The 23162-nt window shown below is 65.8% G+C and carries 24 protein-coding genes; 9 read left to right on the forward strand and 15 right to left on the reverse strand.

Going from position 1 to position 23162, the window contains the following annotated elements; genetic code table 11:
* Nucleotides 1-44 precede the first annotated feature (44 nt).
* Both HZZ16_RS16005 and HZZ16_RS16010 read right to left on the reverse strand, forming a co-directional pair.
* Nucleotides 45-806: an ABC transporter permease gene (locus tag HZZ16_RS16005; protein ID WP_197949401.1), complete on the reverse strand. Its 762-nt coding sequence runs from the start codon at nucleotides 804-806 to the stop codon at nucleotides 45-47.
* Nucleotides 803-1726: an ABC transporter ATP-binding protein gene (locus HZZ16_RS16010; protein ID WP_197949402.1), complete on the reverse strand. Its 924-nt coding sequence runs from the start codon at nucleotides 1724-1726 to the stop codon at nucleotides 803-805. The genes HZZ16_RS16005 and HZZ16_RS16010 overlap by 4 nt, the downstream gene beginning before the upstream one ends.
* A gap of 286 nt (nucleotides 1727-2012) precedes the next feature.
* Here HZZ16_RS16010 and HZZ16_RS16015 point away from each other — a divergent pair, with 286 nt between their 5' ends.
* Together HZZ16_RS16015 and HZZ16_RS16020 are read left to right on the forward strand one after the other, a co-directional pair.
* Complete coding sequence (locus tag HZZ16_RS16015) at nucleotides 2013-2732, forward strand: hypothetical protein (RefSeq protein ID WP_197949403.1); 720 nt, start codon at nucleotides 2013-2015, stop codon at nucleotides 2730-2732.
* Nucleotides 2733-2845: 113 nt separating this feature from the next.
* On the forward strand, nucleotides 2846-3787 hold the full coding sequence (locus HZZ16_RS16020) for a LysM peptidoglycan-binding domain-containing protein (protein ID WP_197949404.1): 942 nt from the start codon (nucleotides 2846-2848) through the stop codon (nucleotides 3785-3787).
* A gap of 41 nt (nucleotides 3788-3828) precedes the next feature.
* Here HZZ16_RS16020 and HZZ16_RS16025 read toward each other — a convergent pair whose 3' ends face one another.
* The gene (locus HZZ16_RS16025) at nucleotides 3829-4902 is read right to left on the reverse strand and encodes a tartrate dehydrogenase (RefSeq protein ID WP_197949405.1); all 1074 of its coding nucleotides are present in this window, start codon (nucleotides 4900-4902) and stop codon (nucleotides 3829-3831) included.
* Between the two features lie 149 nt (nucleotides 4903-5051).
* Here HZZ16_RS16025 and HZZ16_RS16030 point away from each other — a divergent pair, with 149 nt between their 5' ends.
* On the forward strand, nucleotides 5052-5969 hold the full coding sequence (locus HZZ16_RS16030) for a LysR family transcriptional regulator (protein WP_197949406.1): 918 nt from the start codon (nucleotides 5052-5054) through the stop codon (nucleotides 5967-5969).
* 35 nt (nucleotides 5970-6004) lie between these two features.
* On the forward strand, nucleotides 6005-6829 hold the full coding sequence (locus HZZ16_RS16035; RefSeq protein WP_197949488.1) for an aspartate dehydrogenase: 825 nt from the start codon (nucleotides 6005-6007) through the stop codon (nucleotides 6827-6829).
* A gap of 184 nt (nucleotides 6830-7013) precedes the next feature.
* Here HZZ16_RS16035 and HZZ16_RS16040 read toward each other — a convergent pair whose 3' ends face one another.
* The 9 genes from HZZ16_RS16040 to HZZ16_RS16080 all read right to left on the reverse strand — a co-directional run bounded on the left by HZZ16_RS16040 (nucleotide 7014) and on the right by HZZ16_RS16080 (nucleotide 15377).
* Entirely contained in the window at nucleotides 7014-8318 is a 1305-nt protein-coding gene (locus tag HZZ16_RS16040) for a PQQ-dependent sugar dehydrogenase (RefSeq protein WP_197949407.1), read from the reverse strand.
* Nucleotides 8319-8455: 137 nt separating this feature from the next.
* Complete coding sequence (locus HZZ16_RS16045; protein ID WP_025038081.1) at nucleotides 8456-8665, reverse strand: hypothetical protein; 210 nt, start codon at nucleotides 8663-8665, stop codon at nucleotides 8456-8458.
* A 242-nt stretch (nucleotides 8666-8907) separates the two neighbouring features.
* Complete coding sequence (locus tag HZZ16_RS16050; RefSeq protein WP_197949408.1) at nucleotides 8908-9534, reverse strand: methyltransferase family protein; 627 nt, start codon at nucleotides 9532-9534, stop codon at nucleotides 8908-8910.
* Between the two features lie 29 nt (nucleotides 9535-9563).
* A complete protein-coding gene (locus tag HZZ16_RS16055) occupies nucleotides 9564-10595 on the reverse strand; it encodes an NAD-dependent epimerase/dehydratase family protein (RefSeq protein WP_197949409.1) in 1032 nt (343 codons plus the stop codon).
* A 28-nt stretch (nucleotides 10596-10623) separates the two neighbouring features.
* Entirely contained in the window at nucleotides 10624-11142 is a 519-nt protein-coding gene (locus tag HZZ16_RS16060; protein ID WP_197949490.1) for an Mpo1 family 2-hydroxy fatty acid dioxygenase, read from the reverse strand.
* A gap of 171 nt (nucleotides 11143-11313) precedes the next feature.
* Nucleotides 11314-11982: an OmpA family protein gene (locus HZZ16_RS16065; protein WP_197949410.1), complete on the reverse strand. Its 669-nt coding sequence runs from the start codon at nucleotides 11980-11982 to the stop codon at nucleotides 11314-11316.
* Complete coding sequence (locus tag HZZ16_RS16070) at nucleotides 11982-12398, reverse strand: hypothetical protein (protein WP_197949411.1); 417 nt, start codon at nucleotides 12396-12398, stop codon at nucleotides 11982-11984. Before HZZ16_RS16070 ends, HZZ16_RS16065 begins: the two co-directional genes overlap by 1 nt.
* Before the next feature lie 88 nt (nucleotides 12399-12486).
* On the reverse strand, nucleotides 12487-12774 hold the full coding sequence (locus HZZ16_RS16075; RefSeq protein WP_197949412.1) for a type II toxin-antitoxin system HicB family antitoxin: 288 nt from the start codon (nucleotides 12772-12774) through the stop codon (nucleotides 12487-12489).
* An 8-nt stretch (nucleotides 12775-12782) separates the two neighbouring features.
* Nucleotides 12783-15377, reverse strand: a complete 2595-nt coding sequence (locus HZZ16_RS16080) for an ATP-dependent helicase (RefSeq protein WP_197949413.1) — start codon at nucleotides 15375-15377, stop codon at nucleotides 12783-12785.
* Nucleotides 15378-15612: 235 nt separating this feature from the next.
* On the opposite strand from HZZ16_RS16080, the gene HZZ16_RS16085 reads away from it, so the two are divergent.
* A complete protein-coding gene (locus HZZ16_RS16085; RefSeq protein WP_197949414.1) occupies nucleotides 15613-15783 on the forward strand; it encodes a DUF1328 domain-containing protein in 171 nt (56 codons plus the stop codon).
* A 173-nt stretch (nucleotides 15784-15956) separates the two neighbouring features.
* Here the strand turns inward: HZZ16_RS16085 and HZZ16_RS16090 are convergent, their stop codons facing one another.
* Nucleotides 15957-16463: a thioesterase family protein gene (locus tag HZZ16_RS16090; RefSeq protein ID WP_197949415.1), complete on the reverse strand. Its 507-nt coding sequence runs from the start codon at nucleotides 16461-16463 to the stop codon at nucleotides 15957-15959.
* Nucleotides 16464-16548: 85 nt separating this feature from the next.
* On the opposite strand from HZZ16_RS16090, the gene HZZ16_RS16095 reads away from it, so the two are divergent.
* The 3 genes from HZZ16_RS16095 to HZZ16_RS16105 all read left to right on the forward strand — a co-directional run bounded on the left by HZZ16_RS16095 (nucleotide 16549) and on the right by HZZ16_RS16105 (nucleotide 19770).
* Complete coding sequence (locus HZZ16_RS16095; RefSeq protein ID WP_197949416.1) at nucleotides 16549-17973, forward strand: FAD-binding oxidoreductase; 1425 nt, start codon at nucleotides 16549-16551, stop codon at nucleotides 17971-17973.
* Nucleotides 17974-18074: 101 nt separating this feature from the next.
* Nucleotides 18075-19370, forward strand: a complete 1296-nt coding sequence (locus HZZ16_RS16100; protein WP_197949417.1) for a Spy/CpxP family protein refolding chaperone — start codon at nucleotides 18075-18077, stop codon at nucleotides 19368-19370.
* A 34-nt stretch (nucleotides 19371-19404) separates the two neighbouring features.
* Nucleotides 19405-19770, forward strand: coding sequence for a hypothetical protein (locus HZZ16_RS16105; protein ID WP_197949418.1), 366 nt, complete (start codon nucleotides 19405-19407; stop codon nucleotides 19768-19770).
* A 50-nt stretch (nucleotides 19771-19820) separates the two neighbouring features.
* Here HZZ16_RS16105 and HZZ16_RS16110 read toward each other — a convergent pair whose 3' ends face one another.
* A complete protein-coding gene (locus HZZ16_RS16110) occupies nucleotides 19821-21314 on the reverse strand; it encodes a caspase family protein (RefSeq protein ID WP_197949419.1) in 1494 nt (497 codons plus the stop codon).
* Nucleotides 21315-21461: 147 nt separating this feature from the next.
* A complete protein-coding gene (locus tag HZZ16_RS16115) occupies nucleotides 21462-22382 on the reverse strand; it encodes a LysR family transcriptional regulator (RefSeq protein ID WP_197949492.1) in 921 nt (306 codons plus the stop codon).
* A 97-nt stretch (nucleotides 22383-22479) separates the two neighbouring features.
* Between HZZ16_RS16115 and HZZ16_RS16120 the strand changes: the two genes are divergently transcribed.
* Entirely contained in the window at nucleotides 22480-22923 is a 444-nt protein-coding gene (locus HZZ16_RS16120; RefSeq protein ID WP_197949420.1) for a DoxX family protein, read from the forward strand.
* Nucleotides 22924-23162: the final 239 nt, after the last annotated feature.

Raw genomic sequence — 23162 nt, forward strand, 5'->3', positions numbered from 1 at the left:
CCGCGCCGGCCGGCGGCGCTGACATTTTCGCGAGCACCGTGCGGTCAGTTCTTGAGCCGGTATCCGGTTCGGAAAATCCACCAGATCACGATCAAGCAGACCACCAGGAACGCCAGCGTCATGCCGATGCTGACGGACACGCTGACGTCCGCGATCTCGTAAAAGCTCCAGCGGAAGCCGGAGATCAGATAGACGACCGGGTTGAGCAGCGCGACCGTGCGCCAGGTGGGTGGCAGCATGTCGATGGAATAGAAACTGCCGCCGAGGAAGGTGAGCGGCGTCACCACCAGCATCGGAATCATCTGCAGCTTCTCGAAACCGTCGGCCCAGATGCCGATGATGAAACCGAACAGGCTGAACGTCACCGCCGTCAGCACCAGGAAGGCCAGCATCCAGACCGGATGGTGGATATGCAGCGGCACGAACAGGCCGGCGGTCGCCAGGATGATCAGGCCCAGGATGATTGACTTGGTGGCGGCGGCGCCGACATAGCCAAGCACGATCTCGAAGTACGAGATCGGCGCCGACAGGATCTCGTAGATCGTGCCGCTGAATTTCGGGAAGTAGATGCCGAACGAGGCGTTGGCGATGCTCTGTGTCAGCACCGAGAGCATGATCAGGCCCGGCACGATGAAGGTGCCGTAGCTGACGCCCTCGACCTCGGTGATGCGCGAGCCGATGGCGGCGCCGAACACCACGAAATAGAGCGAGGTCGAGACCACCGGCGAGACGATGCTTTGCAGCAGCGTTCGCCAGGTGCGCGCCATTTCGAACAGATAGATGGCGCGGATGGCGCGGTGGTTCATGACGTCCTCACGAGGTCGACGAAGATGTCCTCGAGCGATGATTGCGTGGTGTCGAGGTCGTTGAAGCGGATGCCGGCGGTGCGGAGGTCGCCGAGCAGGCTGGTGATGCCGGTACGCTCGCCTTGGGTGTCGTAGTCGTAGACCAGCGTCGCGCCGTCATCGCAGAGCTCGAGCTCGTAATGCGCGAGGCTTTCCGGCAACGACGAGACCTTGTTCTGCAGGTGCAGCGTCAGCCGCTTCTTGCCGAGCTTCTGCATCAAGGTCGTCTTGTCCTCGACCAGCACGATCTCGCCTTTATTAATGATGCCGATGCGGTCGGCCATCTCCTCGGCTTCCTCGATGTAGTGCGTGGTGAGGATGATGGTGACGCCGGACTGCTGAAGTCCGCGCACCACCTCCCACATGCCCTTGCGCAGCTCGACGTCGACGCCGGCGGTCGGCTCGTCCAGGAACAGGATCTGCGGCTCGTGCGACAGTGCCTTGGCGATCATCACGCGTCGCTTCATGCCGCCCGAGAGCGTGATGATCTTGTTGTCCTTCTTGTCCCACAGCGAGAGGTCCTTCAGCACCTTCTCGATGTAATCGGGGTTCTTCGGCTTGCCGAACAGACCGCGGGAGAAGCTCACGGTCGCCCATACGCTCTCGAAAGCGTCGGTGTGCAATTCCTGCGGCACCAGGCCGATCAGCGAGCGCGCCTTGCGGTAGGAGGTCTGGATGTCCTCGCCGCCGACCAGGACACGGCCCTGGCTCGGATTGGCGATGCCGCAGATGATCGAGATCAGCGTGGTCTTGCCGGCGCCGTTGGGTCCGAGCAGCGCGAAAATCTCGCCGCGCTTGATGTCGAGATTGACGTTCTTGAGCGCCTTGAAGCCGGACCCATAGGTCTTCGACAAATTGGCGACGGAGATGATGGAAGACATGATGGCCGCAAGGCTGAGGAGCAAAGGCTGGGGAAGGGGGCCGGACCATCCTGGAGGGCAGGTCGGCGGAGCCCTGAAATAGGAACGCCATTGTCTCTCCGCAATTCCCCGGAGAAAAATGGCCTCAAAACGGACGCTTCAGTGGCATGTTCCGGGCAAGTGTTGCGCGATGGTCACGGCTTGCTGCTAAGATTGGCGCTCACGCGGCTCTTTGTTGCGTCTGCGAGCGCGCCGTGGCTACGATTCCGCCCAATCGCGAAGCGTACTGTCTCCAGGGAAAAGATCGATGAGACCGAACGGCCGTCACACCGCCGGCGCCAGCCAGCTGTCCGCCCTCCGTGCGTGGGCGCTGGGCCTGCTCCTGCTGTCAGCTGTTGCCATCAGCCCGACCACCGCCAAGGCCGCGCCGAGCCAGGCCGCGGCGGCGACCACGCATGTCTATCTGCTCCGCGGCGTGCTCAACATCTTCTCGCTCGGCCTCGACACGATCGGCGCCCGCCTCCAGGCCCAGGGCATCCCGGTGACCGTCGCCAATTTCGTGTCCTGGTCCTCGCTCGCCGATGAAGCGGCGGCTGCCTACAAGGCCGGTCGGCTCAAGACCATCATCCTGGTCGGCCACTCCTCCGGCGCGACCGCGCTGCCCGACATGATCGCCAAGCTCAACCAGCTCGGCGTGCCCGTGAAGCTCGCGATCGGCCTGGACTCCGTGTTCAAGACCAAGCTCTCGACCGGCGCGGAACGCTACATCAATATCTACATCGGCGACGGCCCCGGCGAGCCGGTGCGGGCCGCGGCCGGCTTCCGCGGCAAGCTCGACAATGTCGACGTCCGCGGCACCGGCGTCGGCCACATCTCGATCGACAAGAACGAGGCAATCCAGCGCCGCGTCATCGCCGAGATCGACGCCGCCATCATGCGCTCGCGCGCCCCGGCTGCTCCCGTCGCCGAACCCGGCGCACCGCGGCCCGCCCGCGCGGCGGCGGCCGCTGCGCCGGCAAGGAACTAGTCAAGGAACTAGTCTGGAACGGCCACGCTCCGGCGCCGCAAAATCTGCCAATTCCGCGGTCATGAAGGCCCGCAAGGGGAGGCGCCGCCTCCGGTGGTAGGACTTCGGGACGGATGGTTGATCCAAGGCGCCTGATCGTGCTGGCAGCAATCGTGCTGCTCGCCCTCGGCACGGGCACGGCCGCGGCTTCGCCGCCCAAGTCCAAGACCATTGCGGCCGTCCCCGCCGCGCCGCCGCCTCCGCCGTTCGAGCCGTTGCCGCTGCCGAAGGTCTACCTGTTTCGCGGCGCCATGGGCCCGATCTTCTCGACCGGCATGGACCGCCTGGGCGAGAAGCTGACGCAGGCCGGCTTCTCGGCCGACGTCTACGAATTCACCCTGTGCCGGCTGATTGGCAACCGGGCCATCGCCGGCTACAAGGAAAAGGCGGCGCCGATCGTGCTGATCGGCCATTCCATGGGCGGGCTGTGCTCGATCGTCATCTCCGAGATGGCGGCCAAGGAGAACATCCCGATCAGCCTCGTCATCGCCATCGATCCCGCGCACGCGACCGGCGATGTCCCCCTCAACGTCGAGCGCTTCATCAACATCTTCCTGTCCGACAGCGTGCTCGGCGGCGGCGACGTCGTGACTGTCCCCGGCTTTCGCGGCCATTATGCCAGCTATGACCTCAAGGAAAACGCGCGCGTCACCCACATCAACATCGAGAAGTCCGACGATATCCACCGTCAGATCGTCGAGATGGTGACGCAGCTGCCGCGTATTCCGCCGCAAACGCAGGCCGATGCCGTGCCGCTGCGCTATCTCGTGCCGGCAGATACGCTGGTCGAATTGTGGGACAGCGGCGTGAGGGTGCCGGTGCGCCGCGGCGATACCATGGAGAGCATCGCCGCAGCCAACCGCGTGCCGCTGTGGACGCTGGCGCAGAGCAACTCGCTGCCCGAGAACGCGCAGCTGACGCCGGGCCAGACCATCATCGTCCCCCGCCATCTGACCCCGCCTGAGCCGGCCGCCGCGATGGCAATGCCGCCGGTGGCCCCGGCGGGGCGGAAATAGCACGTTCTTCGCCTCCACTCGCAGGCGGGAGAGCGATAAGACTAAACATTCGATCCGTGGATCGCGTCGATCACGGCATCCGTGACCTCCTTCGTCGTCGCCTTGCCCCCGACGTCGGGCGTCAGCACGCCCGCGGCGCAGACGCGCTCGACGGCAGCCATCAGCCGTAAGGCGGCATCCTTCTCGCCGAGATGCTCGAGCATCTGCGCGCCGGTCCAGAACGTCGCGACCGGGTTGGCGATGCCCTTGCCGGTGATGTCGAAGGCCGAGCCGTGGATCGGCTCGAACATCGAGGGGAAGCGGCGCTGCGGATCGATGTTGCCGGTCGGCGCCACGCCGAGGCTTCCCGCCAGCGCGCCGGCGAGATCGGAGAGGATGTCGGCGTGGAGGTTAGTCGCCACGATGGTGTCGAGGCTCTTCGGGTGCAGCGTCATGCGCACCGTCATGGCATCGACCAGCATCTTGTCCCAGGTCACGTCTGGGAATTCGCCGGCGACCTCGGCCGCGATCTCGTCCCACATCACCATGCCGTGGCGCTGCGCGTTCGACTTGGTCACCACGGTCAGCAGCTTGCGCGGGCGCGACTGCGCGAGCTGGAACGCATAGCGCATGATCCGCGTGACGCCGACGCGGGTGAAGACGGCGACTTCGGTGCCGACCTCTTCCGGCAGGCCCTTGTGGGCGCGGCCGCCCATGCCGGCATATTCGCCTTCCGAATTCTCGCGCACGATCACCCAGTCGAGATCGCCGACGCCGACGTTGCGCAGCGGCGAGGCGACGCCCGGCAGGATCTTGGTCGGCCGCACATTGGCGTATTGGTCAAAACCCTGGCAGATCGGCAGCCGCAGGCCCCACAGCGTGATGTGATCGGGCACATCAGGTGCGCCGACCGCGCCGAAATAGATCGCGTCGAACTTCTTGAGTTCGCTGAGGCCGTCCGCCGGCATCATCACGCCGTGCTTCTTGTAATAATCCGAGCCCCAGTCGAACGTCTTGACGTTGAAGGAGATGTCGCCGCTGCGCTTGGCCAGCGCCTCCAGCACGCGGACACCGGCCGAGATCACCTCGGGTCCGATGCCGTCGGCGGGAATGGCTGCGATCGAATGGGTGCGCATGGGAAGGCTCCATTTGAGAGATTGCACCGGCTGGTCTGACCGTCTGCGTCGGCGGCGAATCTAGACGGGGGTGCAGGGAATACTCAATTGGCGCTGATTTATACAAAAAAATGATATAATCCTCGCGGGGCGAGACGAAGGGACACTGGATGGAATTGCATCAGCTCCGATGCTTCATGGCGACGGCCGAGCAGCTGCATTTCGGCCGCGCGGCGCAGCAGCTCCAGATGTTGCCTTCTGCGCTCGGTCGGCAGATCAGGCTGCTGGAGGAGCATTTGGGAACGCGGCTGTTTGCGCGGACGACGCGAGCGGTGCAGCTCACCGAGGACGGCGCGATGCTGCTACATGACGCCCGTGCCATCCTCGCCAAGGTCGAGGCTGTCGAGAGCAACCTCCGCAATCGCTCGCGCGCGGGGACCGCGCGGCGGCTGCGGGTCGGTGCCATCGACAGCGCGGCGGCCGGACTGTTGCCGCCGCTTCTGCGCGATTTTCGTGCCAGGCACCCTGACATTGCGGTGCAGCTCCTCGAAGACAAGACTGTCCGGCTGCTGCCGAAGATTTTGACCGGTGCGCTCGATCTCGCCTTCGTGCGTCCGCCTGACCGGCCGGACAAGCGGCTTGAATTCCGCGACCTGCTCCAGGAGAGCGCGATCGTTGCGTTCCCACGGCGGCACGCGCTGGCCGGGCGCAAAGCGATCACGCTCGCGGATATCGCGCAGGAGGCGATGCTGGTGCCGGACCGCCGCTCGCGACCGGATAGCCACGACCTCACGGTCAAGCTGTTCGAGCAGGCCGGCCTAACGCCGCGCATCGTGCAGGTCGCCGACGAGAAGCAGACCATCATCAACCTCGTGGCAACGAAGCTTGGGGTCGCGATCGTGCCGCGCTGGACCGCACGGATGGCGGTGGCGGGTGTGCGCTTCGTGCCGCTTCGACTGAGGCAGAGTGGGCCGGTCGGCCGGTTGCCGCTTGCCGCCGCCTGGCTGCGTGGCTCGCGCGATCCGACCCGCGATGCCATGTTGGCCGTTCTGGAAGCCCGCCTGCGCAGCTATGCGCGGGAGGCGTGAGCGGCTATGACATCGGCCAGGACAGAGGGACGATGATGACGGATCAGAAGACTTCGAGCGAATTGCGGGTGGCCATTGCCGGGTTGGGCTCGATCGGCACCAAGATCGCGACCGCGCTCGATCAGGGCATCGAGAGCCTGTCGCTCGCGGCCGTGGCGGTGCGGGATCCCGCCAAGCATCAAGCCTTCATCGACAGCTTGCGCCGCCCGCCGAAAATCCTGCCGCTCGACCAGCTCGGCGATGCCGCCGACATCGTGGTCGAATGCGCGCCAAGCAGCCAGCTGCGTGCGATCGTCGAGCCGGCGGTGAAGCGCGGCAAGGCCGTCGTCGTGGTCAGCGTCGGCGGTCTGCTCGACAATGTCGATCTCGTCGATCTCGCCCGCGCCAATGGCGGTCGCATCCTCGTGCCGACCGGCGCCCTGATCGGTCTCGATGCCGTCAACGCCGCCGCAATCGGCACCATCCATTCGGTGAAGATGGTCACGCGCAAGCCGATCGACGGGCTGAAGGGCGCGCCGTTCATCGTTCAGAACAAGATCGACATCGACAATCTGCGCGAACCGCTGAAACTGTTCGAGGGCAGCGCGCGCGAAGCCGCGAAGGGCTTTCCGGCCAACGTCAACGTCGCGGTTGCGTTGTCGCTAGCGGGCATCGGACCCGATCGCACCGAGATTCAGGTTTGGGCCGACCCAACCGTGACGCGCAACGTTCATCGCATCGAGGTCGAGGCGGATTCGGCGCGCTTCTCGATGGGCATCGAGAACATCCCGTCCGAGAATCCCAAAACCGGCCTGATCACGGCACTGTCGGTGATCGCGCTCTTGCGCAAACAGCGCGCCACGCTGTGCGTGGGGACGTGATGAATTGAGATTCGATTAGCTCCGCCGACGGTGAGCTCCCTCCCCCGCGTGCGGGGGAGGGTTGGGGAGAGGGTGTCTCCGCGACGGGACAATCACCAAGAGGATAGAACCCTCTCCCGGCGCGTTGCGCCGACCTCTCCCGCACGCGGGAGAGGTTTTCGAACCCGTGGTGCCTCCTTCGCCCTTACGCCCCCGTCACGCGCCAGATCACGTTGCCGACGTCGTCGGCCATCAGCAGCGACGTCTTGTCCGGGCCGATCGCGACGCCGACCGGGCGGCCGTAGGATTCCTTCTCGTCCGGCGACAGGAAGCCCGACAGGATGTCGCGACCGGGGCCGGAGGGCTTGCCGTTCGCGAACGGGACGAACACCAGCTTGTAGCCGGACAGCGTGCTGCGATTCCACGAGCCGTGCTGGCCGATCACCATGCCGTCGCCGAAGCCGGGCAGGGTGCCTGCGGGCATCCAGCACAGGCCGAGCGACGCGGTGTGGCCACCGAGCGCATAGTCCGGCTGAATCGCCTTGGCGACCATCGCCGGATCCTGCGGCACGCGGTGGTCCACCGTCTTGCCCCAGTAGCAATAGGGCCAGCCGTAGAAGCCGCCGTCGCGCACGGAGGTGAGATAGTCGGGCGGCGTCTCGTCGCCGAGGCCGTCGCGCTCGTTGACGACGGTCCAGAGCACGCCGGTCGTCGGCTCCCAGGCAAGGCCCACGGGATTGCGCAGGCCAGCCGCAAATATGCGATGCGTGCCGGCGACGAGATCGAGCTCGTAGACCGCGGCGCGGCCTTCCTCGACCTCCATGCCCATTTCGGCGATGTTGCTGAGCGAGCCGACGCCGGCATAGAGCTTCTTGCCGTCGGGACTGGCGAGCAGGCTGCGTGTCCAGTGGCCGGCGGGCTTGAACGTCGTCAGCCGCTTGCCCGGCGCCGTGATGCGATCGGCATCGGCAACGTAAGGAAAAGCCATCACGCCGTCTGTGTTGCCGACATAGAAAGTGTCGCCGACCAGCGCCATGCCGAACGGCTGGCTGAGGTTCTCCATGAACGCGCCGCGAACCTCCGCAACGCCGTCGCCATCCTTGTCGCGCAACAGCGTGATGCGGTTGGCGGAGACGCCGAGCGCGGCGGCGCGGCGCATCGTCGCCTGCATCGCATAGTGGAACACGCTGCGCGGGGCGCCCGCGATCTGCGTTGCCTCTGCGATCAGCACGTCGCCATTGGGCAGCACCTCGATCCAGCGCGGATGGTCGAGGCCGGTCGCGAACGCATTGACCTTGAGCCCGGGTGCAGCGATCGGCTTCTGTCCGTCGCGCCATCCGCGTGCGGTCGGCATCTTCAAGGTGGGGATCGCGCCTTGCGGTTTCGCTTCGGGAATGGCGGGCTTCTCGCCCCAGGCCGGCGCGGGCTCGGTGCCCGTCATCTTGCGCCATTGCAGTGCGATGCCGCCGATGAACGCGACGAACTGCGCGAAGATGCTGGAAAACGTCATGATGAGCCCCTGTGTGCGCGCGCATCCAACTGGCTCACGGGGCAGACGTCAACCTGTGCGGCTCACCGCAAGGGCCTATTCCCGAGGAATGGCAGCCGATCGAATTTGCATGGGAGAGTCGCGGCTTGACCCGGAGGTCAACGACCGATCTGCCGCTCCAGCCGTCGTGCCGCGCGAAAATCGTCCAGGTGACGGATGTTCGGCGCCAGCGCCGCTTCCCGGGAGAGCAGATGATAGACCCGCGCCACCGTGCGCTGCTTCTGCTTCGTCCGCCCGGGCGGCAGCGCCCGCGCCTTGCGGACGGCGGCGATCGCGTGTGCGCGAAAATAATCGTAGGCGTCCGACATGGCTCGATGCTCTGCGGCTGTGGCAGATATCGAGCGCTAACGGACGAGCGGCGCGGTGGTTCCTTGGGAAGGCGGATCGTGCTCTCGTGCCCGGGACGCAGCGCAGCGCGTCTTCGCGATGCGCTGCAGAGCCGGGGCCCATCTCACCGGTATGCACAAGTCGCAATCTGGGTCCCGGCTCTGCGCAGCAGCGTTGCACGCTGCAGCGCGTCCGGGACACGCGAGTGAGGCGGGCTACGTCGTCACCGCGGCGACGTGAACGGAATGATCATCGGAACGCGGCGGCAATAGGCGCCATAGGCGTCCTCGCCGAGCTCCTTCGAGAGGAACACCTCTTCCATCCGGCCCTTCTGCCACATGCCGAGCGAGATCAGGATCGCGCCGAGAATCGACGTCACCAAGCCGATCGCGACGCCGGTCACCAGCATCCCGAAGATGAGCCCGGTGTAGATGGGGTGGCGCACCAAGCCGTACGGCCCGGTGTCGATGACACGATGGTCTTCCTTCTGGGTGATGGTGTTGGACCAGAATTTTCCAAGATGCAGCCGGCCCCACCAGGCGAAGGCAATGCCAGCGGCCGAGAGGATCGCGGCGATCGCGATGCCGGTGTTACCGAGCACCCAGAGCGGCTTCAAGCCCAGGATCTCCGCGACGAACGGCGTGTACAGGATGCCGCCAACCAGGATCGGCAGGCGATAGCGCTGTGACTCCAGCGTCATGACCTGCTTCTTGGTCTGCCCCTGCCAGAACGAGGCGCCGACCCAGCTGGCCAGAAAAGCGAGCCAGAGCAGAGCCAGGAGTTCGGTCGGCCAGGTCGTGGTCCAGCCACCCCAGGCGACAGAGAGAAGCTTGCTGAAATCGAAAGACATGAAGGTTCTTTGCGTTTGAAGCGGCGGCGTCAGCTCGCGCGCGAGGACAGCGCGTGATGCTTGAGGGCGCCGGAGGGCTGCTGGCCGTTGCGGGCGAGCAGATGGGTGATGGTTTCGCGCAAGACCGGCTCGATCGGACGCGGCGAATAGCCGAGCTCGTTACGGGCTTTGCCGATCGAAAGGTCGCTGGCGGCGAGCGCGATCCGCACGCCCTCGGCGGTGCCGTTCGGCGGCCGGCGCGTGATGTGGTCGGCGATGTATTCGAGCATGATCGCGGAGAGCTCGGCGATCTTGCCCGGTACGACGATCGGAAATTGCCGGCGGCCGCTCATCGCCGACATCATGCGCAGGATGTCGCCGAGCGGGACACAGTCGCCGCCGAGGATGTAGCGCTGCCCGAGGCGGCCGCGTTCCATGGTGAGGACGAGGCCCATGGCGACGTCGCGGACGTCGACCAGGTTGACCAGGAAGTTGAGATGAGGCTGCACTTTCTTCTGCAGGAAGTACCAGAGCATCGCGGTCGGCGGCGTCAGATTGTGGTCGGCGGCTCCGATCGGCATGGTCGGCGTGCCGATCACCAGCGGAAAACCCGCGGCTGCCGCATTGGCGGCATGATGCTCGGCCAGCGATTTCGACCGCGTATAGGCGCCGGGCATCGCCTCGGCCGGCTGCAGCGCCTCTTCGGCGGGAACGCCTTTGAGGTCAGAATAGGGGAACAGGATCGATTCAGTCGAGCAGTGCAGGAAGCGCGAGACGCCGCGCTTCATCGCAGCCGCCAGCACGATTTCGGTGCCACGGCAATTGACCTCGTGAAAGTCCTGCTTGTTGGCGACCCACATGCCGGGCAGGCCGGCGAGGTGATAGACCTGATCACAACCGGCGATCGCCGCATCGACCGCGGCACAGTCCAGCACCGAGCCGTGGACGTGCTCGACATCTGCGTTCGCCGCGTTCGGCACACGGACATCGAGAACGCGGACCCGCTGTCCACGGGCGCGGAGTGCTTCTACGAGGTGATGTCCGATGAAGCCACTGCCACCGGTAACCAGGACGAGAGCCATGCAGAAGGTTACTGTTTCGCTTCGAACGTTATCGGGTTGAAAGGGAATTGGCCGGAACAGGCGCCAGAATCGCGGCAAGGTCGCGACGGAAGCCCAATGCAATGAATAATTTTGCCATGACGAACATCGGTCCAAGCAAAAGATGCGAGGGGAACGTGAACAACGAGGCCTCGCGCCCCTCAAAAACCTTGTGGCCGATGCTCTGTGCGGCGAGGCCGAGCACCACCAGCGTCGCGAAAATCGCCCACATCATCGCAGTGCTGACTTGCGCCGCGATGGTCGTCGCAACCGAAAACAGCACGACGGAGACGGCCAGAATGCCGAGCCCGAGCGCCGCGTCGAGCAGCAGCCAATAAATCAAGACCGGCAAGGCCAGGATCACTGCCAGGCTGACGTGGAATCCGAACAGCGGAAGCTTGACCAGCGTCAGCGGCAGCACGGCGCCGGTGAACAGCAGCAGGATGCCGACCACATGCATCGCCGTGTTGCGGGGATCGCGATGGTACTCGACATAAACGGCAAGTTGGCGCTGGAAAAAGCCACCCATTTCGGTCTCATGCAGCACGGGGTCGGGAAGGGCGAACAGAGGCTATAGCACTGGACCGGGCGGTGCACAAACCGGCACTTTTGTCGCGCAAAACCGTCTGCGCGCGCCCGGGACAGGCTGCAAAATAGCCCGCACTTCAAAGGGTTCCGTCAGGTGCGGAGCCGCCTTCGCTCAGCGCTTCTTGGCGGGCTTTTTCGCCGCAGGCGCAGGGGCTGCAGCCGGACGCGGCGCCTCCTCCGGCAGCTTGGCATAAGTCAGGATCTGCAATTGGCCGTTGACGGCCGAGGTCGGCTTGGCCCGGTCGAGAAACTGCTCCTCGCCGAGGCCGATCGGATGCAGCCGCTTGGTCGAGATCTTGAAGGTGTTCACCAGGACGTCACGGATCGCATCCGCCCGGCGCTGGCTCAGGATCGCATTGGCCTCGCGCGTCTTCGAATTGGATTCGACGTGGCCGACGATCAGAAAGGTGTAGGGCAGCAGCGAGGAATGAACCAGCGCGTCCGCGATGCGGCCGACGGTCTGGTAGGATGCCGGCTGGATGATCGGCGTGTCGGCGTCGAACTGGATCTGCGCGTTGAAAGCGGGCAGCTTGGCGAGGTCAGGCGCGATCAGCGGCCGGTTCACCGGACCCGGATCGTTCTTGATCCTGGTCTTGGCGCGCTCCATCACCTGCTGCTTCAGCGCGGGCAGGTCGACCTCGGCCGACTCTTCGAAATGGTTCAGCTTCGCGACGATGTCGTCGCGGGTGGGCGCCGCCGTCTGCGCGCCGGCGCTACCCGCAAGCAAAGCGAGACCCAGCGCCAGGCCCAGTCCTGCGGTGGCGAGCCCGTTCGCGCGCATCAGCGGTACCCCGCGTCGTCGACGGCCTTCAGGCAGTTGTTGCTGATGCCCTTGGGCGTCGAGACCAGGCAGGGGACCGACTTGCTGGTCTCCTTGGTCGAGCCGCCGCAGACCTTGACGATCTCGCGCTGGCAGGCATTCGCCACAGTGACGCGCGCGGCGACGCGCTTCTGGATGGCGTCGAAGACGCCGAGATAGTCGCTCGCGCATTGCGGCGAGAGGACGTCCCGGTTGCGCGACAGGCATTCCTTCAGGCGGGTCGAGTCCGGGTTGACGCCGCGGCAATTGGCAACGATTTCCGCGCCGCAGCTCGCCGCCAGCTTCCCGATCGAATCGCCAAAGCTCATGGTCTCCGCCGCGCTGAGCGACGGCATCCCCAATGCAAGCACGATCAATGTGATGGAGCCCCGGACCATGGGTTTATCTGATACGGGGAAGTTCGCGGTGGTCAAGGGGCGTTCGGGCGAGAACTGTCGAGAGTTGCGCCAGTGCGGCGAACAGTCCTCACTCCGCGTCCGCGGCGGGCGGCCATTCGATCAGGACGGCCGTGTGGTTCCTGACGTCCTCGGCAAACTCCGGATCGGCCTTGAGCTCGTCCAGCGTCCGCGGCGGGGGCAGCTGGCGACCGTCCGCGATCAGCTCCTGCGCATAGAATGCCAACGCCTCAGGCGCATTCTCGAGGGCTTCGTCGACATCATCGCCGCCGGAGATGCAGCCGGGCAGGTCCGGAAACCACACGCCGACGGCCTCGTCCGGGTCGGCGTTCTCAATGATGGCAACGTACTGAGCCATATCGGGCCTCACGCCCGCTGCACAAAACTGTCCACGACCTTCTTCTCGCCGGCCTTGTCGAAGGCGATGGTGAGCTTGTTGCCGTCGATCTTGGTGACGCGGCCATAGCCGAATTTCTGGTGGAAGACGCGGTCTTCCAGCGAGAATTCGGACGTCGTGCCGGTCGATTTGGCGACCAACTCGCCCTCGATCGTCAGCGGCCCGCGGCGGCGCGAGGAGAAGCTGCCGAAATCGGGGCTCGATGACGAGGAGGACGAGAACGTGGCGGCCTCTTCCTCGAAGCCGCCGTGACCGCCTCCGCCAGAGCGGCCACCGCTGCGGTTGCGGTTCGCCTGCGCGCGCTGCCAGCCCGGGGTCGAATAGCTCGAGCCGAACGCCTCCATGTCGTCGAAGCGCGAGGCGCCGTAGCCGCCGCTGCCGCCCCATCCAGAGCCGCCCTTGGATTCCGTGATCTCGACATTGGCCGCCGGTAATTCGTCGAGGAAGCGCGATGGGATCGTGGTCGACCAGGTGCCATGGATCCGGCGATTGGTCGCAAAATAGATCTTTGCGCGGCGGCGGGCGCGCGTCAGGCCGACATGGCCGAGCCGGCGCTCTTCCTCGAGGCCGGCGCGGCCCTGCTCGTCCAGCGTGCGCTGGCTCGGGAACAGGCCTTCCTCCCAGCCCGGCAGGAAGACGTTGTCGAATTCGAGGCCCTTGGCCGAATGCAGCGTCATCAGCGACACCGCATCGTCCTCGGCGCCACCCTCGCGGTCCATCACCAGCGAGATGTGCTCCAGGAATCCTTGCAGGTTCTCGAACTCCTCCATCGAGCGCACCAGCTCTTTCAGGTTCTCCAGCCGGCCCGCGGCGTCCGCCGAGCGGTCCTTCTGCCACATCTCGGTATAGCCGCTCTCGTCGAGCACGATCTGGGCGAGGTCGGTATGCGCGGTGACCTCGCGCTGGGCGCGCCAGCGGTCGAACTGCGCAATGAGGTCGCGAAGCGAGCCGCGCGCCTTCGGCTTCAGCTCGTCGGTCTCGACCACGGCGCGCGCCGCTTCGAACAGGGGAATGCGGCGCTTGCGGGCGTGGTCGTGCAGCATCTGCACCGTGGCGTCGCCAAGCCCGCGCTTCGGCGTATTGACGATACGCTCGAAGGCGAGATCGTCGGCCGGCGAATTGATGACGCGCAAATAGGCCAGCGCGTCGCGAATTTCGGCGCGCTCATAGAAGCGCGGACCGCCGATGACGCGGTAGGGCAGGCCGAGCGTGACGAAGCGGTCTTCGAATTCGCGCATCTGGTAGGAGGCGCGCACGAGAATGGCGATCTCGTTGAGCTTCTCGCCCTGGCGCTGCAGCTGCTCGATCTCCTCGCCGATGCCGCGGGCTTCCTCTTCCGAATCCCAGGAGCCGGTGACGGTGACCTTCTCGCCTTCGACGTCCTCGGTGCGCAGCGTCTTGCCGAGCCGGCCTTCATTGTGCGCGATCAAGTGCGAGGCGGCGGCGAGGATGTGACCAGTGGAGCGGTAGTTGCGCTCCAGGCGAATGACCTTTGCACCCGGGAAATCGTGCTCGAAGCGCAGGATGTTGTCGACCTCCGCACCGCGCCAGCCATAGATCGACTGGTCGTCGTCACCGACGCAGCAGATGTTTTTGGTGGGAGCTGCAGGAGCCGCCGTCAGTGCCGCGCGCTCCGTCATTCCGGGGCGATGCGCAGCATCGAACCCGGAATCTCGAGATGAGTCCTCACTTCCAGATTCCGGGTTCGCGTCTTCAACGCGCCCCGGAATGGCGGCCTTGCTTGTCGCAGGCGCCTGCGACAGCAGCCGCAGCCACAGATATTGCGCGACGTTCGTATCCTGGTACTCGTCGACCAGGATGAATTTGAAGCGCTGCTGGTACTGCCGCAGGATATCCGGGTGCTCGCGGAAGATGCGGATGTTCTCCAGCAGGAGATCGCCGAAATCGGCCGCGTTCAGGATCTTCAGCCGCTCCTGATAGCTCGCATAGAGCTTGCCGCCCTTGCCGTTGGCGAACATCGCGGCCTCGCCCGACGGCACCTGCGAGGGCATCAGGCCGCGGTTCTTCCAGCCGTCGATCAGGCCGGCCAGCATCCGCGCCGGCCAGCGTTTCTCGTCGATGTTCTCGGCCTGAAGCAACTGCTTGAGCAGCCGGACCTCGTCGTCGACGTCGAGCACGGTGAAGTTCGCCTTCAGCTGCGCCAGCTCGGCATGGATGCGCAGGATGCGGCCGCCGATGGAGTGGAAGGTGCCGAGCCAGGGCATGCCCTCTACTGCGTGGCCGAGCATCTGGCCGAGCCGGTGCTTCATCTCGCGCGCGGCCTTGTTGGTGAAGGTCACCGACAGGATCTCGGCGGGACGGGCGCGACCCTGGCTCAGGATGTGGGCGATGCGCGTGGTCAGGACGCGAGTCTTGCCGGTGCCGGCGCCGGCCAGCACCAGGACCGGGCCGTCCAGCGTCTCCACCGCCTCGCGCTGCTCCGGATTGAGCCCGGCGAGGTATTTCGGGCCCAGCGAGGCGCGCGCACGCGCGGCGATGCCGCCGGCTGCGGGCTGGTGGTCGGGTACGGCTGTGATCTTGCTCGGCTCGGTCATGCGAATCATCGGCCCCACGATGGCACCGCGGGGTGGTGGAAGGGAGCCTTCTTAACAGGGATTGGTGCCTATATGGGGCGCCGGGCCGGGTTTTCCACGTGCGCGGCAGGCCGATTTGTTCCAGCTGAGTCAGCGAATTTCGCGCCCGTCGGGGCCGGAACTATCGTTCCCGCGTCGAGATTGTCAGGACAGGTGGCGCGGCCAGCCGCGTCGATCGCAGACAACATCAAGACGAGGTTTGACCATGCTAGGCTGGGTTGTGACGTTTCTGGTTATCGCACTGATCGCCGGCATCCTGGGCTTCGGCGGCGTCGCCGGCGCCTCGATCGAGATCGCCAAGATCATCTTCTTCATCGCAGTCGTTCTGTTCCTGGTCTCGGCCGTCGTCGGCCTGGCGCGCCGCAACAGGGTATAGCGCTGTGTCTCCACCTCTCCCGTAGGGAGAGGTCGGATCGCATCGAAAGATGCGATCCGGGTGAGGGGTTGCAGTCTCAGTGAGCGCTGCGGCCCCTCACCCGGATTGCTTCGCAACCCGAACTCTCCCCAACGGGGAGAGGTGAACCACAAGCGGCAGACGGCACCTGAAAGCTATTTCTTCGAGGGCATCGCCACGCTGCGGCCGATGCCTACAGGCCGAGGCAAGGCGGCGTGCGCCTTGGTGATCGCCGCAATACGCTCGCTGATGTCGGGCGGAAACGGCGCGACGCGCCGCGCATTCATGTCCATGTGCAGCGACATGTTCTCGGACGTCGCCGACAGCCAGCCCTCTGACGCGTGCCGCATCTCCTCGAACGTGTGCAGCCGCTTGTCGTCGGCGTCGAGCAGCCAGACGAAGATCTGCACGGGATCGCCCATATGGATCTCGCGCAAATAGCGCACGTGGCACTCGGCGGTGAAGGTCGAGCCGTGGCGCTCTTTCTTGTAGACCGGGCCAATCCCGAGTTCGAGCCAGAACTCGTCGATCGCCCGGTCGAACATGACGTTGTAATAGGCCATGTTGAGATGGCCGTTATAGTCGATCCATTGCGGCTCGACCTGCATGATCGAGGAGCGGAACGGCTCCGCATCGGGCGCTGTGGCGGAAGTCTCCGGCATGTGTCCTTCCCAAGCTATGCGTCCGGTCGCTTGACTTGACCGGTTTAATGTCCTTTGCCACGGTTCTTCTGTCGGGAGGAATTCCGTGGGTACGACCATCACCAATAATCCGCCGCGGCCGGAGCCGAAAGCCCTCGCGAGCACGCTGGAGCAGCTTGCCGCACGCTTCGGCAACCGCCTCATCACCTCGCAGGCCGTGCGCGAGCAGCACGGCCATACCACGACGTGGATTCCCAACCAGCCGCCGGACGGCGTGGTAATGGCGCAGGAGACCGCCGACATCCAGGACGTGGTGCGGATCTGCGCGAAACATCGCGTGCCGGTCATTCCCTTCGGCACCGGCACCTCGCTGGAGGGCCAGGTCAACGCGCCCGCCGGCGGCATCTCGATCGACCTGCGCGACATGAACAAGGTGCTGGCGGTGCATGCCGAGGACCTCGACTGCGTGATCCAGCCCGGCGTCACCCGCAAGGCGCTCAACGAGCATCTGCGCGACCAGGGCCTGTTCTTCCCGATCGATCCCGGCGCGGATGCCTCGCTCGGCGGCATGGCTTCGACCCGCGCCTCAGGCACCAATGCGGTGCGCTACGGCACCATGCGCGACAGTGTGCTGGCGCTGAAAGTGGTGCGCGGCGACGGCGAGATCATCACCACAGGCACGCGCGCGAAGAAATCCGCGGCGGGCTACGACCTGACGCATCTGTTCGTCGGCGCCGAAGGCACGCTCGGCATCATCTCGGAACTGACGATCCGCCTGCGCGGCATTCCCGAGACCATCGCGGCCGGCGCGGTGTCGTTCGAGACCGTTCACGGCGCTTGCCAGGCCGTGATCCTGGCGATCCAGACCGGCATTCCGGTCGCGCGCATCGAACTGCTCAATGCAGCGCAGGTGAAGGCCTGCAACGCCTATTCGAAGCTGACGCTGCCGGAGACGCCGCTGCTGCTGCTGGAATTCCACGGCAGCGAGATCGAGGTCGCCGAGCAGTCCAAAGCGTTCGGCGAGATCGCGAGGGAATGCGGCGGCGGCGATTTTTCCTGGACTACCAAGCCGGAGGACCGCACCAAGCTTTGGCAGGCGCGGCACGACGCCTATTGGTCGGTGAAGGCGCTGCGGCCCGGCGGCAGCATCGGCGTGGTCGCGACCGACGTCTGCGTGCCGATCTCGCGGCTCGCCGACTGCGTCAGCGAGACCGAGGAGGATCTCAAGCGGCTCAATTTGCTGTCGCCGATCGTCGGCCATGTCGGTGATGGCAATTTCCACTGCTCGCTGGTTTGCGACACCAACGATGCCGACGAGATGGCGCGGGGCGAGGAGTTCATGCATCGTCTGGTCGAGCGTGCGCAGGCGATGGACGGCACCTGCACCGGCGAGCATGGCATCGGCCAGGGCAAGCAGAAATATCTCAAGGCGGAGCTCGGCCCCGAGGCGCTCGATGCGATGCGGGCCCTGAAGAAGGCGCTCGATCCGCTCAACATCTTCAATCCCGGCAAGATCGTGCCGGAGGCGTAAAGGCGCGCGCTCCGGAATCGGGAACTTTCGGCAATGTTGCCGGTTCCAATTCCCGCCAAGTTCCGATGCCTCAATGGCAGGGCTGTGCGCGGGAGGGTGCGATGGTGCGACCGGTCGTTGGAATTGCCGCAATGGCCTTTGCCTGCATGCTGGCGGGTGCGGCGCTGGCCAAGGGCGGACACGGTGGCGGACATGGCGGCGGCCACGGAGGCGGGCACGGCCATGGCCATCATGGCGGCGGCCATTTCCGCGGCCACGGCGGGCACGCGCATGGCGGCGGGCATCATCGCGGGATGCGGTTCACAACCAGTGCCCGACGTGGCGGTCCGAATTTCGGTCAGATCCGCAATGCCGCGATACGGCCGGCGAACTTCCGCAACGCCTGGAACGCCAGCGCATTCCGCAACGGCCGGCTGATCAGCAATCCGGCGGCCCGCGCGCAGATCGCCGCGGCGGCAGCACTCGCCGGCTGGAGCGGTGCAAGCAGCGGATGGTGGCAACATCCCGGCGGCGGCTACGGCTGGGTCGGGCCGCTGTTCTGGCCGTTCGCCTATAACGACCTCTACGATTACACGATCTGGGGCGACGGGCTCGGCTTCTGGGGCTACGGCTATCCGGACATCTATGCCGGCATTTTCGGCCCCTATGGCTATGATCGTCTGTCGGCCTATCTGCCGCAGCAGCCGCAGGGACGGCGACGGGCGCGCAGTGCGCCGCTCGATCAGCTCTGCGGCAGCGATCGCCGCGCCATCGTCGGCCTGCCGATCGATCAGATCGCGGCCGCGGTGCAGCCGACGGGTGCGCAAGGCGCCGCTCTCGATGCGCTCGGCAACGCCTCGATCGACGCGGCGGCGCTGATCCGCACCTCCTGTCCGACGCAGGCCGCAGCGACGGCGCCCGGCCGGCTTGCCGCCATGCAGCAGCGTGTCGAGGCGATGCAGAAAGCCGTCGAACTGGTCCAGCCTGCGCTGGACCAGTTCTATGGTTCGCTTAACGACGAGCAGAAGGCGCGCTTCAATGCGCTCGCCGACGATCAGCGTCGTGCCGCGGCATCGAACAATGCGAGCGGATCGTCGGTGCAGACTTGCGCTGCGCCCGCCGCGTTCGATTGGCCCGGCGCCACGATCGAGGACAGGCTTCGTCCCAACGACACGCAGCGAGCGGCGCTCCAGGTGCTCCAGGACACCAGCGCCAAAGTCAGCACGTCTCTCAAGGCGGCCTGCGAGCCCAATGAGGTGATGACACCGCCGGCCCGCATGGCCGCGATCCGCAAGCGGCTCGATGTCATGCTGGACGGGATCAAATCGGTGCGGGCGGCGCTCGATGATTTTTACGCCACGCTCAACGACGAGCAGAAGGCGCAGTTCGAGGCGATCGGCCCGCGCCGCATGTCCTGAACGCCGCGAGCAATTGAAGACCATTGGTTGGGCAATGAAGTGGTTCGCGAGGCGAGAGCCGGCAGACGTCTGGGACGAGCCAATCGGGACGCCGATCGGCGACATCGAAGCAGCCGACCGGATTCGCAACATCTGCCAGGCTGCGCAGGCGATTGCCGAAGCCGCCGGAGCTTCGGCGCCGACCAGCACGCGCGAGCGCTATGAACGCGCGGCCCGCACCGCAATGGAGATCGCGATGAAGATCTCCGACGATCTGATGCGCGACGATGCGGTGCGCCGTATCGTGGATCTCTGCATGAAGGCTGAGGACATCAAGACGGCGCAGATCTTGTCGCGTGCGATCCAGGCAGGCTGGATTCGAGAAGCCGTGCTTCGGGACCATCCGGTCCTGTCGCAATAAGTTCGGCTCGCGCAATGGGCGCGAGCCGAATGCTGCTGTGCCCGACCGGCTCAGTACCTGCGGTATCCGCCGCCGTACCCGCCGCTATTGTGGTCGCCGCCGCGACCGCCCATTCCCATGCCGAGGCCGATCCCTACGCCGATGCCGATGCCTTGCATCACGGCCTCCGGCGGCGGGCCGCGATCCGCCGGCGGCGCGCGCTCGTAGACCACTTGCTCGGACGGCGGTCGGCGCTTGGGCGGCGTCTCGACCACCTTGCGCTTCGGCGGGGCCTCCTCGACGCGCTTCTTGATCACGGGCGGGACCGAGGGGTTGACCGGCGTTGCCGGGGTCGCGGGCGTCGAGCACGGGCAGGTCGGCGCCATCGCGACCGCGACGGGCGTCGTCGCGGCGGCGACGGGCACGGCGTAGTTGCGGTTCTGCACGCGCAGCAGCAGCCGGCGCGCGGTTGCCGCGAGATCGCTGTTGTCCCAGTTCGCGAGATAGGCCTCGTACGAGGCGCGGGTATTGATGGCGGTGGCACGCTCCCACGCCAGCATCTGGCGACGCCGCTCCAGCACCGTGCGAAGGCGCGGGGTGCGGGTGTCCTGGGCGTACAGCTCGATATAGGCCTGATACGCCTCCACGGTGTCCTCGGTGATCACGAGCTCATAGGCAACCATGGCCGGCTTGCCCCGCAACGTCTTGCGCCAGTCTTCGACGCTGCGCGTGCCCCCGGCAAGCGCCATGGCGGATGAGCCGGGTAGAGCGGGCGTGCTGCCGCTGCTCTCGCCGAAGAACCTGAAATCGGTGGTCAGCGAGGAGCTTTCCCAGGGAATCTGCCGGCCATCGGTCGATTGCGCCACGGCGACGCGGATGCGCTTGAACACTTCCTCGATCGGCAGGTTCGGCTGCTTGGCAATGGTCAGCGCAGCCGTGGTGTAGGGGCTGTCGATGCCGTTGCCGTCCTCGGCCTCGGCGCCGGGCGAGGTCGAATAGGAGATGAAGGAGCCGGGCGCACCGGCCTTGGTGTCGACGATCGCAAGTCCGTGGCCGGCGCCGCTGAGCGCGGGGAACGGGTTGTTGCGACAGGCATCCAGCATGAAGATGCGGGCCCGCGTCGGCACCGCGCCGAGCGTGTTGAGCATGTCGTTCAGCCGCACGCCCTGCAGCGGGATGTCGGCCTCGCGCTTGGGGTCGAGATCGACAGGGACCAGATAGTTCTCGCCGTCGATCTGAAGGCCGTGGCCGGCATAGAACACCAGCGCGACGGTGTCGGCGCCGCTGGCACTGACCTTGCCGGCGAAATCCGAGATCGCCGCGCGCATCTCGGTCTGCGCCAGATTGGCCGCCGTGGTGACGGTGAAGCCGGCGCTGCCGAGCAGCTCCGTCATGCCCTTGGCGTCGTTGGCGGCGTTCGGCAGCTCCGGCACGGTGCGATAGGCCGATTGGCCGATCACCAGCGCAAGCCGCGCTTCGGCGGCCGCATCCGTCGGCGTCATCAACTGGGTGAGTGTGAGAAGACCGGACGCAAGAAGCAAATTCGAAAAGACTGGACGGCGCATGATGTCACCTCCAACGGCAATGCGCACGATGATGTCACCTTTTTTAGGTCTGTGCCATGACACTGTCTGTGCGCTGGCTCACGTTGGGCGTGCGACAGAATCGGGCAGTGGCTCTGCCCGAGCTGGCGCGCGTCCGGCCGTGCCCCGTCACGGCAGTCCGCGGTCCCATGGCGCCACAGGCGCAAAGCGCGCGGCGAGAAAGTCGATGAAGGCGCGCACCTTGGCCGGTGGGCGGCGGTCGGGCAGATAGACCGCATGCACTGCCGACGTCTGGATCTCCGGCTGGTCGAGCCGGAGCGCGACGAGCGCGCCCGAGCGAAGATCGTCGGCGATGATAAAGGTGGGCTGCCGCGCAAGGCCAAGGCCGGCCAGCGTCGCCGCGCGCAACGCATCGCCATTGTTGGCCCGCAAGGTGCCGCTGACCTGGACGCGGATCTCGCCCTCGGCGCCGAACAGCCATTCCGTCGCGCTCGCCTGCTGCGAGAGCGTGTAGCCGAGGCAATTATGCCCGGCGAGGTCGGCGACGCTGCGCGGCGTGCCGTGCCTGGCAAGATAGGAAGGTGCGGCACAGACCACGAGGCGGTTCGGTGCGAGCTTTCGCGCCACCATGCTGGAGTCGCGCAGGCTGCCGATGCGTATCGCAAGGTCCCAGCCTTCCTCGGCGAGGTCGACGAGGCGATCGTTGAGGCCGAGCTCGACGGTGACCTCGGGATGGGCTGCCGAAAACTCCGCGATCGCAGGCGCAATCTGCCTCGTGCCGAACACGACGGGGACGTTGACACGCAGCAGCCCCCGCGGCTCGATGCGTTCGCGCGCGATGGCGGCGTCGGCAGCCTCCATGTCGGCGAGGATGCGTTCGGCGGATTCCAGATAGCTTCGTCCAGCCTCGGTGATGGAGAGCCGGCGGGTCGTGCGGTGGAACAGTTTTGTGCCGAGCCGCGCCTCCAGCGAGGCGACATGCTTGGTCACCATAGTCTGCGACAGGCCCATGGCCCGGGCCGCACCAGAGAGGCTGCCGGCCGCGGCGACCCTCGCGAAAACCTCCAGGCTGGTCAGACGGTCGAGCAAAGTCAATCTCACTCTGCTAGTGTGAAGTATATTTCGAAAATAGCAGATTATCATCGATTTTAGAATAGATCATGGTGCGCCGCAAAGGAGACCCGCCATGATCGATTCCCGCACCGCCCCTTACGCCGCGCTGGTGCTGCGCGTGACCCTGGGCGCGCTGTTCCTCGCCCATGCCAGCCTGAAGCTGTTCGTATTCACCCCGGCCGGCACCGCAAAGTTCTTCGGCAGCCTCGGCTTCCCGCCCGAGCTCGCCTATCTCATCATGACCGTGGAAGTGCTTAGCGGCGTCGCTCTGATCCTCGGCGTCTGGACCCGCTATGCGGCGCTCGCGGGCATTCCGATCCTGCTCGGCGCGATCTTCTCGGTGCACGGCGCGGCCGGCTTCTTCTTCAGCAATCCGAAGGGGGGCTGGGAATTCCCCGCCTTCTGGGCGATCGCGCTCGCCGCGCAGGCCCTGCTCGGCGACGGCGCCTACGCGCTGCGTCCCTCGCGTGATGTCGCCGCGGCGGGCGGCCAGCTCAGCGGCGCGCATTCGCGCTGACATCACGGCATTCGCTCAAATGTTGCGAGCCGCGGGATCACGATCCCGCGGCTTTCGTTCGTCGTCTGCTTTGTGCAATCCAATCGATATGCGTTCGGCATTGATCCATACCTGAATTGGATCGATTCATCTCAACCCTGCATGGCAGGGCCTGTCGCTGCCGTGGGGCATGCGCGAAAACACCGATAGATGAAGGCGTTTCGTCGCGGTTTCCGTACAGCGCCTGTCACTCGCGCCGT

It is taken from the genome of Bradyrhizobium glycinis (assembly GCF_016031655.1).
GTDB classification, from domain to species: domain Bacteria; phylum Pseudomonadota; class Alphaproteobacteria; order Rhizobiales; family Xanthobacteraceae; genus Bradyrhizobium; species Bradyrhizobium glycinis.

What these genes read in the sequence shown, in the direction of transcription:
- HZZ16_RS16080 (WP_197949413.1), bottom strand. Translation starts at nt 15,377, where the DNA reads ATGATTCGCATGACCGAGCCGAGCAAGATCACAGCCGTACCCGACCAC.
- HZZ16_RS16110 (WP_197949419.1), bottom strand. Translation starts at nt 21,314, where the DNA reads ATGCGCCGTCCAGTCTTTTCGAATTTGCTTCTTGCGTCCGGTCTTCTC.
- HZZ16_RS16085 (WP_197949414.1), top strand. Translation starts at nt 15,613, where the DNA reads ATGCTAGGCTGGGTTGTGACGTTTCTGGTTATCGCACTGATCGCCGGC.
- HZZ16_RS16030 (WP_197949406.1), top strand. Translation starts at nt 5,052, where the DNA reads ATGGAATTGCATCAGCTCCGATGCTTCATGGCGACGGCCGAGCAGCTG.
- HZZ16_RS16025 (WP_197949405.1), bottom strand. Translation starts at nt 4,902, where the DNA reads ATGCGCACCCATTCGATCGCAGCCATTCCCGCCGACGGCATCGGACCC.
- HZZ16_RS16040 (WP_197949407.1), bottom strand. Translation starts at nt 8,318, where the DNA reads ATGACGTTTTCCAGCATCTTCGCGCAGTTCGTCGCGTTCATCGGCGGC.
- HZZ16_RS16065 (WP_197949410.1), bottom strand. Translation starts at nt 11,982, where the DNA reads ATGCGCGCGAACGGGCTCGCCACCGCAGGACTGGGCCTGGCGCTGGGT.
- HZZ16_RS16100 (WP_197949417.1), top strand. Translation starts at nt 18,075, where the DNA reads ATGGTGCGACCGGTCGTTGGAATTGCCGCAATGGCCTTTGCCTGCATG.
- HZZ16_RS16035 (WP_197949488.1), top strand. Translation starts at nt 6,005, where the DNA reads ATGACGGATCAGAAGACTTCGAGCGAATTGCGGGTGGCCATTGCCGGG.
- HZZ16_RS16055 (WP_197949409.1), bottom strand. Translation starts at nt 10,595, where the DNA reads ATGGCTCTCGTCCTGGTTACCGGTGGCAGTGGCTTCATCGGACATCAC.
- HZZ16_RS16020 (WP_197949404.1), top strand. Translation starts at nt 2,846, where the DNA reads ATGGTTGATCCAAGGCGCCTGATCGTGCTGGCAGCAATCGTGCTGCTC.
- HZZ16_RS16070 (WP_197949411.1), bottom strand. Translation starts at nt 12,398, where the DNA reads ATGGTCCGGGGCTCCATCACATTGATCGTGCTTGCATTGGGGATGCCG.
- HZZ16_RS16005 (WP_197949401.1), bottom strand. Translation starts at nt 806, where the DNA reads ATGAACCACCGCGCCATCCGCGCCATCTATCTGTTCGAAATGGCGCGC.
- HZZ16_RS16060 (WP_197949490.1), bottom strand. Translation starts at nt 11,142, where the DNA reads ATGGGTGGCTTTTTCCAGCGCCAACTTGCCGTTTATGTCGAGTACCAT.
- HZZ16_RS16050 (WP_197949408.1), bottom strand. Translation starts at nt 9,534, where the DNA reads ATGTCTTTCGATTTCAGCAAGCTTCTCTCTGTCGCCTGGGGTGGCTGG.
- HZZ16_RS16010 (WP_197949402.1), bottom strand. Translation starts at nt 1,726, where the DNA reads ATGTCTTCCATCATCTCCGTCGCCAATTTGTCGAAGACCTATGGGTCC.
- HZZ16_RS16015 (WP_197949403.1), top strand. Translation starts at nt 2,013, where the DNA reads ATGAGACCGAACGGCCGTCACACCGCCGGCGCCAGCCAGCTGTCCGCC.
- HZZ16_RS16120 (WP_197949420.1), top strand. Translation starts at nt 22,480, where the DNA reads ATGATCGATTCCCGCACCGCCCCTTACGCCGCGCTGGTGCTGCGCGTG.
- HZZ16_RS16105 (WP_197949418.1), top strand. Translation starts at nt 19,405, where the DNA reads ATGAAGTGGTTCGCGAGGCGAGAGCCGGCAGACGTCTGGGACGAGCCA.
- HZZ16_RS16075 (WP_197949412.1), bottom strand. Translation starts at nt 12,774, where the DNA reads ATGGCTCAGTACGTTGCCATCATTGAGAACGCCGACCCGGACGAGGCC.
- HZZ16_RS16090 (WP_197949415.1), bottom strand. Translation starts at nt 16,463, where the DNA reads ATGCCGGAGACTTCCGCCACAGCGCCCGATGCGGAGCCGTTCCGCTCC.
- HZZ16_RS16045 (WP_025038081.1), bottom strand. Translation starts at nt 8,665, where the DNA reads ATGTCGGACGCCTACGATTATTTTCGCGCACACGCGATCGCCGCCGTC.